Source organism: Nostoc sp. (genome assembly GCF_036918245.1).
GTDB lineage: Bacteria > Cyanobacteriota > Cyanobacteriia > Cyanobacteriales > Nostocaceae > Nostoc.
Genome location: NZ_JBALEF010000076.1, coordinates 1 through 8,560 on the forward strand (window position 1 = coordinate 1; position 8,560 = coordinate 8,560).

An 8,560-nucleotide genomic window follows, 5' to 3' on the forward strand; every position below is an offset into this window, starting at 1 on the left:
CTCGGTCTATATCTTGAGGCAGGTTTTGGTTCATATTTGTGATACTCCCCCTCAAGTGTCCCCCTTGTCAATACTCTGCCACCTGAATCCTTACTAAAAAATATTTACAGATGTGCCAATAGTTTCTTAAACTCCTACTAAGGTTATTTGAGTTTCTGGTTTTTAAACAAGTGTCTAAAACAAGGGTTTAAGACCCTCACTAAATTAAAAATTTGGTGGATCTCCCAGGTCTGAATCCCTTGTGAATAAAACCTTCTGCCTGCTTGTTGAGCGTAGTCGAAACGCTGCCCCATGCCTCCTTCAATAATTTACCGATCGCATTTTACCTTGTGAAAATTTTATGCTTAAAGGCTTAAGAGTTAGTATGCTGCTATTGGCAGTTATGGGAAATTTGGCATGGTCATTTAGTGCCAAGGCAAATTTTAACGGCAAACTTACCGTGGAAATTGATGGCTTGAAGAATAAAGAAGGACAAGTCTGTGCCAGTATATTTGCTAGCAGTGTAGGATTTCCTAGCGATCGCGATCGCGTCTTACAAAAGCAGTGTACCAAGATTACTGAAAATCCTTTACCAATTACCTTTGATAACTTGAAAGCAGGTAGTTACGCCGTTGCTGTCTTCCACGATCAAAATAATGACCGCACTCTCAATAGCAATATTTTTGGTATACCAAGCGAAGGTTTTGGATTTTCCAGCAACCCAGAAATTCGCACAAGAGCGCCAAAATTTAGCGAAGCAGCATTTTTAGTAGCAGGACCAGATACCAATATCCAAATCCAGTTGAAATATTTTTAAGCTGAATCTGCTGTCAGCTTGGTACACTGCCAATTTTAGATTTTAGGTCGCACCTTTGCTTCGCTTCTAGCACAACTTAGATTTGAGATTTTTCCTTCAATCCAAAATCTCAAATCTCAAATCTCAAATCGAATGACTCCTGCTCTATTGTTGTGAATCATTATCAGAGTCTTCCTGTAGATTCTGTTGTTCCGGCAAGCCACGTATTCGATTCATCTGAGTTAAAGCATATCGTGCTGTTGCTTGCACATCGGCATCTGGGTCTTCTAGTGCATGGTGCAACATCTGACTCATTTGACCCATCATGTCATAAACGCGCGTCAGGTCACGGATCGCATTTTGCCGCACTTGTGGACTTTCATCTTGGATGGAAATTGCTAAAGCACGGTTCATCGGTTTGAGTGTGCGGATGCCAATTTCTGACAAAGCTGCCAAAATTAAGCTGCTTTCTTGAGAATCAGCATCAATTATCAGGTCAACCAGATGCTGAATTGCCCGCGAATCTCCCTGCTGACCCAAATCCCAAATAGCCTTGCGCCGCTTCGTTGGGTCAGAACTGCGTAAATCTTGAATTAATTCGTCAACAATATTGAGTTTAGCAAGACGGGAAGTTTTTTCTGGTAGCAGTAATTGTGAGGAAAGTGGTGGTGTAGTTGTTTGTAAACTAGTGACAGTCTCTAGTAAAGGTGGTGTAATCGGGTCTTTGTTAGCTTCACTCAAACTTTTAGGCTTTGATATTTCGGACTTTTGCACTTGCTTGACCTTTTGAAACGACCTCAGCAGATAAATAAGTGCGCCAGTACATCCTAGAACTCCAATGGTAAATAGTAACCACCAGACAAAACCTCTCTCGGTTGGTTTGGGTTTTGTAGAAGTTGGAGCAGTAGAGGTAACTTTTGGAGAGGTGACAAACTGCTTTTTAGCCTCCATTGCTGCTTGCAGTTTCTCCTGAGTCGCCGGGCCAGCAATCCCATCTAATTTTAAACCCTTTACTTTCTGGAATTTAGATACAGCGATTTCCGTATTGGTGTTGTACTGTCCATCTACCACGCCACTGTAGTATCCCAACTGCTTTAATTGGGTTTGTAGTCTCTGCACATCTAAATTTCGACTACCATATCTCAAAACGGCCGGACTAGCAGTAACTGTCGAACTAGCTTGTGCAAGTTCTAAAATTTCAGGTGCTAGGTTAGGTGTGGCTGCGCTTGAGCGATTTGGGTAAAAACCCACGCAAGAAAAACAGGTAAATATCAGAATTGAGGAATGGCATAGCCTCATATTGCAAGTTTCAACCTGAACGTGCTTTTCAAATCTTCGATACCACAATAGCTTCTAAACGACCAAATGTTAACTGTCATTTTTAATTGAGAATTGGTAATTGGGTATGAGGCATTGGGAAAAAGGAGGCAGGAGGCAGAAGTTCTTTAATTTTTAATTGATTTCTCCCTCATCCCCCTACTTAATTACTAATTACAAATTACGAACTAAGAATTATTTTAACAAGTTAGGGTAAAATTTCTGGTTCCGATTCTCTAACTGCTAGGCTTATGGGGTTCAATTTTTTAGCAGATGTTTCTAAAACTGGTTGCTGTATATTAGCTATCTCGCCGACAGTAACTTTGTCGTTTTGTCCTCCTAAAGTATCACGTTGGTTAATGAGATAGATGCTGATTAAAGTGAGAAATACTCCTACCCACTGCAACCGACTGAGGACTTCTGAGAGGAAAAGATTGCCGAATAGTAGCGCAAAGACGGGTGTCAGGAAGGTGAGAGAACTGAGACTCGTGAGACTGCCACTAGAGGCAAAGTAGAAGAATAACCCATAAGCGATCGCACTGCCAAATACGGTAGCATAACCCAAAGCCATGAAATCAGATCCTCCCAGATTCTCCCACTGCTGGGATTCAACAACTGATGAAATTCCCCATAGTGGCAATCCGCCCAAAATCATGTGCCATCCCGTAGCGCTTACAGGGTCAGCATGTCGGCACACAAACCGAATCAACACTGTTCCTACTGCCATTGATAGTGCCGCTAACAGCATTAACCACTCGCCACTAGCAAACAAATCTTGCCAGTTGCCGATTGTAATATATGCGCCTGAGTCGAAAAAATGTAAAATCCACTCATCAGGTAAGCCAATTAAACTAATGCCTGTGACTCCCAAGCCTAGCCCCAGCCATCCCCAAAAACCAATGTGTTCTTGGAATAGCCACAACGACAGCAAGGCAACAGCCAAGGGTTGCGAGTCAATCATCACAGACCCTAACCCTGCACTAGTTCTGACTAATCCCTCTGCCAAAAAGCCTTGAAACAGCGTCCCATCTACTAAGGCAAATAAGGCAATCCACAGCCATGCAGCCCAACCCTTCGGCTGAGGTTTACCCATGAATGCTGCTGCAATCAGAATTAACATCCCTGCTGGTATCAGACGCACACCTGCCATGAATAGCGGTGTGGTATGGGGTATCACTCCTTTCATGGCTACCATTGCCGTCCCCCATAGGAAAAAGGGGGCGATTAACAAGAGGGGGGCGAAGGGAAGTCGAGATGCACTGAGTTTCAGTTGCATGGGTTTGCTGATGCCTTTGTTTAACAAGCGCAAAAATTACTTTACCTAATTTTACCGAATTATGTAGTTTTGCGATCGCCTTTGGCGGGTGCTTTGCACCATCGTGTAGCGTCTTGGAGACGGTGAAACTCTCCAGCCTGAGCCTAGTACGATCGCTTGTAACTCGAATTGAGGAATTGTCAGGTTACTAGAGTAGGCTTTTACTCATGCTCTCAATGGTGCTGTATGTACGTATCTACAGCTTATGCCCTGAGAGCTTTTTTTACTCAACTACCTACTTTTCAAACATCCTCTTCAAATTGGCTGCAATTTTTCTTTCATCACTCTGGTGAAAGAGCTTTATCCACGACAGTGACAATATCAAAGCAATTTTAAGGATATGTGTTTTAGCTTAACTGACTGCGAAACTTACTAATACTAATAGTTAATAACACAACAGCAAAGGCGACTAAAGCCAAAACATTCATCCACAGTACATCTAAGCCAACACCTTTGAGCAAAATACCTCGAACGATCGCAATATAATGGCGCAGGGGATTGAGTAAGGATAGGACTTGAAACAAAGGTGGCATGGCTTCAATGGGTGCGATCGCTCCAGAAGTTTGTACCATTGGTAAATTAATAAAGAAAGCTGTCAAAACTACCTGTTGTTGCGAACTACTCGCAGTAGCTAACAAAATACCCAAGCTAATCCCGACAAATACATACATACTTGATAGAGCGAAAAATAGCAGGAAATTGCCTCGAAATGGTACATGAAATATTACTGTTGCTAAAGTGATAGCTAATAAAACATCTCCCATTAATAAAAATGCTAAAGGGACAATTTTTGATAGCAATATTTGCCAGTTAGCAGCCGGAGTCATTAATAATTGTTCTAAAGTTCCGGTATCTTTTTCCCGAACAACTGTAATTGCTGATACTAATGTGCCAATTAATGTTAAAACTAAACCCATAACTCCTGGGACAAAAAACCAACTACTTGTCAGTCCAGGATTGTAAAGAAATACAACTTCAGGTGAAACTGGGGGATTTACTTTACCTTGGGCTAATTGCAGATTATATTGCTGGATAATTTGATTCATATAATTTCCTGCAATTCCGGCTGTATTAGCATTTACTGCATCAATAAATACTTGAATTTCTGCTGATTTTTGTGCCAGTTGACGCGGAAAATCGGGAGGAATTATTACCCCGACATCTAGCTTTCCTTCTTCTACCTGACGACTCAATGCTTTTTCACTGCTTGGTACAGATTCCAAGGTGAAAATTCGATTTGATGTCATGGCTGAAACTAACTCCCGACTAGCGCTGACGTTGGCATAGTCAATGACACCTAATCGTAAGTTATGAACGTCAGGATTGAGGATGAAGCCATACAGCAATAATTGGACTGTTGGCGGGACAACTAACAAAACAATTAATTGCTTATTGCGGAGAATTTGATTAATTTCTTTCCGCATTAACGCCCAAAATGGACTATCAAATAATCGCTGAATAAGTTTCATAAAATTCCTTTTTATCAAACCACAGAAAATACAGAGAGATTAATTTGTTAATTGCATTCGGCTTAAAACTCGGCGTGATACGTTGAAAAAGATTAATCCCAAAGCTGCAAGCATGAGTAAATCAAACCAAACTCCGCCAAATCCTGTACCACGCACGAAGGCATCACGAGTGATATCGATGTAATAACGCGCCGGAATTATGTTAGGTAGTAGTGATAAGGGGAAAGGAATATTATTGAGGGGATAAATAAAACCTGAGAGTAATAAGCATGTGATAAAGCCTACGAGAGAAACGCCTTGTACAGCAGCATTTTGGTTACTACTGCGGACTCCTAAAAGTAATCCGAAAAAAACGCTATCTGTCAGGAATAATAAAGTGCCAACTACTAATGTTATGGGGTTGCCAACTATACCAACTTGGAAAATAATTGAGCCTAATACCATGACTAATAATGCCTCGGCGATGGCAATTAATAGGTATGCTAATCCTTTACCAAGTAACAGTTCAGTGGCACTAATACTAGAAGTGTAGACTTGTAAAATTGTCCCTTTTTCTTTTTCCCGTACCATTGCGATCGCTCCAAAGCAGGAGCAAATCTTGCAAGGAGCTATACAGGTATTTTTGAAGGAGGGTTATGCTAGAACAAGTATGGATCGTGTTAGCGCGGCGGCTGGAGTATCTAAGCAAACAATATACAGTCACTTTCAAGATAAAGAAGGGCTGTTTAAAGCGTTGATAGAACGATTGACCCTCGCTTGTTTTCAAAGTATTTTTTGCACAGAAAAATTACATGTTGAACCAGCGATTTTTTTGCGTCAAATTGCTGAAATTTATTTAACTAAAGTCGCTGATAATCCCGATTATTTGGCATTGTTGCGTTTGATTATCACCGAGTCACAAAACTTTCCTGAACTAGCCAAACTTTATACTCAAACTGTTGTGCTACGCGGTCGGCAAATGCTGAGTCAGTATTTTGCAGCTCATCCAGAATTAGGAATCACCGACCCAGAAGCAATGGCTCATATTTTTTTGGTTCGCTGGTATCCTACGTGATTTTACAAGAAATGTTGTATGGAAAAGAACTGACATTTTTATCACGCGATCGCTTGCTAGATAGCTTAATAAATGCGGTCATGAGCCAGTCCCTAAATACGCTTGAGTAAACAACAGTACTACACCCAACACCTTCAACGCTCAGGGATAATGGGTGTATTTGTTTGAGATTAGGAAGGCTAAGGCTTTCACTTTCACTCCTCAACCGGAAACCGTCGCATCATCTTCTGCCATAGTCCAGTTTCAGATCGATCTTCTAATAGAGCAGTTTCTGAGTTATATCATGTCCGCATAATTAGTTATGATTCCCCTAGTTATTACACCCCACACGCCAGGTGCTTCAAGTCGGCAGAGCCGACGACAGTCGCCTCAAGTCGGGAAACCCGCCCACGGCGCTGTCTCCCCAACGCACTGGCTCCCCTTAATCCCCTCCCCGCTCTTCGGGAGGGGAGACGAAGCGTAGCTTTGGCGGGGTGGGGTTCTTCGGGTTTAATAAGTAATCAAGCGGACATGATATTATATCTACGAAGGGCTAGCCACCCGCAGGCATCGCAAATCAAAGCAAAACTACACGCGCTCAGGGACAATTCATGAATTGCCCCTAAGAAGAAAATCATTTTTTTCGACTATTGTTTGCGTAAGTCCTGTTCACTTTTCGCTGTCCGGCTGAAGAGTCGATAGTATAGTGACGTACTAGTTTCCTTTAAGGGAAACAGCAGATAAGTAAGAGGATTTATTGCCACAATAATATTTCGGAAGTCACGGCGTGCCAAAAATAAGATCGAACGAGCAACTTGCTGTGCAGACATCACTCCATAAGGATTCAGTTGACTCTTAAATGGGCCAAGAATTAACTTGCGAATTACACAATCCCCATCCAAACGCTTGAGGGTAACAATATCTCCTAACGCTCTTTTGCTGAGTTCATAAAGCGGACTCAGTGCTGGAGAAACCTCAGCCTCAGAAGTGTTTACCCAGATTTCCTTGGTTGCTTTTGCTTGTGGGCCTGTTACAGTTGTCGAAAATATATCTATCAACCGCAATGCTGAAAAGGTATTCACTTCATAAGAGGAGTTGATAGCCTCCGGTGTGCGGCTGGCGTAGACATTGACTCCGTGATTGATAATTAAAATATCTACTTTCTCTAAACTATCCCTGAGATTGGCTTCGTTGCCCAACTGCCAGGAAACCACCTTCACCCCAACTTGCTCTACTAATTTTTCTGGATTAGTAGTTAATGCCACGACTTTAGCATTATTCTTTACAAGTTCAGCCGCCAACGCTTGCCCCAACGCTCCTGATGCTCCGGTTAAAGCAATGGTTTTACCTTTGAGAGATAGTCCTGTACCAAGAATTTTATCCACTAGAGGAAAGACACCACTGTAGTAAGCGTTGACATCATCAAAATGATGCCGCCAATGATAAGACCGATTCACCCACCAAATGGATGGAATTGTCTCTAAAGGGCCGGGTAGGTGGTTGTAATCTGTATCAATCTTTCCCTGAAAATATCGCACAGACGCGCCATACAAAAAGGTGCAACCATAAGCTACACCTAGCCATAACCCCATTTGCTGGACAATTAAGGCAATGACTACCAATACCACCAGCAGTAGACTCGACTCTAAAATGTCGTGATAGAGTTGGGATTCTTGGTAAACTTTCAGGGAAACTATTGATAAATCACGGCGATAAGCCATGTGGTGCTTGTTGTGCCATTTAGCAAGCCAATTGACTTGGTGACACAAAGCATGGTAACTGTCTCTCAATATCTCAGCGAGTAAAAGTGAGAAGAGTGCCCAACTAGCAAACTGTAAGCTGGCATTTAGCCAAACCCAATTAATTTGTAAGCTTGTCTCAATTCCCATCAAGTTTTCAGCTAGCATTTTTATCATGTTTGTCTATACTCGTTTTTCTTAATCATTCTTCATGATCTGACAAAGCTGCCTTAAGGTCGAGTCTAGAGCAAATAAAAATCAAAGGAAATAGGGAATAGGGAGTAGGGAGTGGGAGCAATACGGTTCGGTTAAGGTTTTTTGATGAAAATTTTAGATCACAAAGATACGATAAATCGCCGTCAAGACAAAAGACGCGACATTGTAGAGACGGTGATTCATCGCGTCTCTTGCCTTAACCGAACAGTATTGGGAGTGGGTGACAAGGAGAAATAAGCAATGCCCAATTACTAATTACGTTAGCGTAGCGTTAGTGAGTCCTCTCCCTTCTCTACGAGACGCTCCGCGTTCGCGTAGCGTTCCGAAGGAAAGGCGTTAGCCTCTCCCTTTGGGAGCTACGGTGTACACACAAGTCGGATAAAACTTCATCTACCAAAGATTTGCGGTGAAGCAGCGCTGCAGGAGGGTTTCCCTCCGCAGGCGACTGCTGAACCCGTTCGCGTAGCGTCTCCGATAGGAGAAGGGTGCGTTACGCTGGCGTGACAAAGCTAAATTGTTGCAATCATGGCGATGCCTACGGTGGTCACTGAGCTTTGTCGTTCGCGCAGCGTCTCGTAGAGAAGTGCTGGCTACGCCTACGCATTTGTTATTTCGGCGAACGCATTTGTTATTTCGGCGAACGCATTTGTTATTTCGGCGAACGCATTTGTTATTTCGGCGAACGCATTTGTTATT

General features: G+C 42.5%; 8 protein-coding genes. 3 read left to right on the forward strand and 5 right to left on the reverse strand.

Going from position 1 to position 8,560, the window contains the following annotated elements:
• The first annotated feature begins 340 nt into the window (after positions 1-340).
• Complete coding sequence (locus tag V7L12_RS21790) at positions 341-796, forward strand: DUF2141 domain-containing protein (protein WP_335087424.1); 456 nt, start codon at positions 341-343, stop codon at positions 794-796.
• 144 nt (positions 797-940) lie between these two features.
• Here V7L12_RS21790 and V7L12_RS21795 read toward each other — a convergent pair whose 3' ends face one another.
• From V7L12_RS21795 to V7L12_RS21810, 4 genes are all read right to left on the reverse strand, one after another.
• Positions 941-2,074, reverse strand: coding sequence for a peptidoglycan-binding protein (locus tag V7L12_RS21795; RefSeq protein ID WP_335087426.1), 1,134 nt, complete (start codon positions 2,072-2,074; stop codon positions 941-943).
• A 226-nt stretch (positions 2,075-2,300) separates the two neighbouring features.
• Positions 2,301-3,368, reverse strand: coding sequence for a DMT family transporter (locus V7L12_RS21800; RefSeq protein ID WP_335087428.1), 1,068 nt, complete (start codon positions 3,366-3,368; stop codon positions 2,301-2,303).
• Between the two features lie 386 nt (positions 3,369-3,754).
• A complete protein-coding gene (locus tag V7L12_RS21805) occupies positions 3,755-4,876 on the reverse strand; it encodes an ABC transporter permease (RefSeq protein ID WP_335087430.1) in 1,122 nt (373 codons plus the stop codon).
• A gap of 39 nt (positions 4,877-4,915) precedes the next feature.
• Positions 4,916-5,446, reverse strand: a complete 531-nt coding sequence (locus V7L12_RS21810) for an ABC transporter permease (protein WP_335087432.1) — start codon at positions 5,444-5,446, stop codon at positions 4,916-4,918.
• A gap of 79 nt (positions 5,447-5,525) precedes the next feature.
• Between V7L12_RS21810 and V7L12_RS21815 the strand changes: the two genes are divergently transcribed.
• Complete coding sequence (locus V7L12_RS21815; protein ID WP_335087434.1) at positions 5,526-5,930, forward strand: TetR/AcrR family transcriptional regulator; 405 nt, start codon at positions 5,526-5,528, stop codon at positions 5,928-5,930.
• A 626-nt stretch (positions 5,931-6,556) separates the two neighbouring features.
• Here the strand turns inward: V7L12_RS21815 and V7L12_RS21820 are convergent.
• Positions 6,557-7,825 (reverse strand): bifunctional sterol desaturase/short chain dehydrogenase, encoded by a 1,269-nt coding sequence (locus V7L12_RS21820; protein WP_335087436.1) that lies wholly within the window; start codon positions 7,823-7,825, stop codon positions 6,557-6,559.
• A 144-nt stretch (positions 7,826-7,969) separates the two neighbouring features.
• On the opposite strand from V7L12_RS21820, the gene V7L12_RS21825 reads away from it, so the two are divergent.
• Positions 7,970-8,101: a hypothetical protein gene (locus V7L12_RS21825; protein ID WP_334823255.1), complete on the forward strand. Its 132-nt coding sequence runs from the start codon at positions 7,970-7,972 to the stop codon at positions 8,099-8,101.
• Positions 8,102-8,560: the final 459 nt, after the last annotated feature.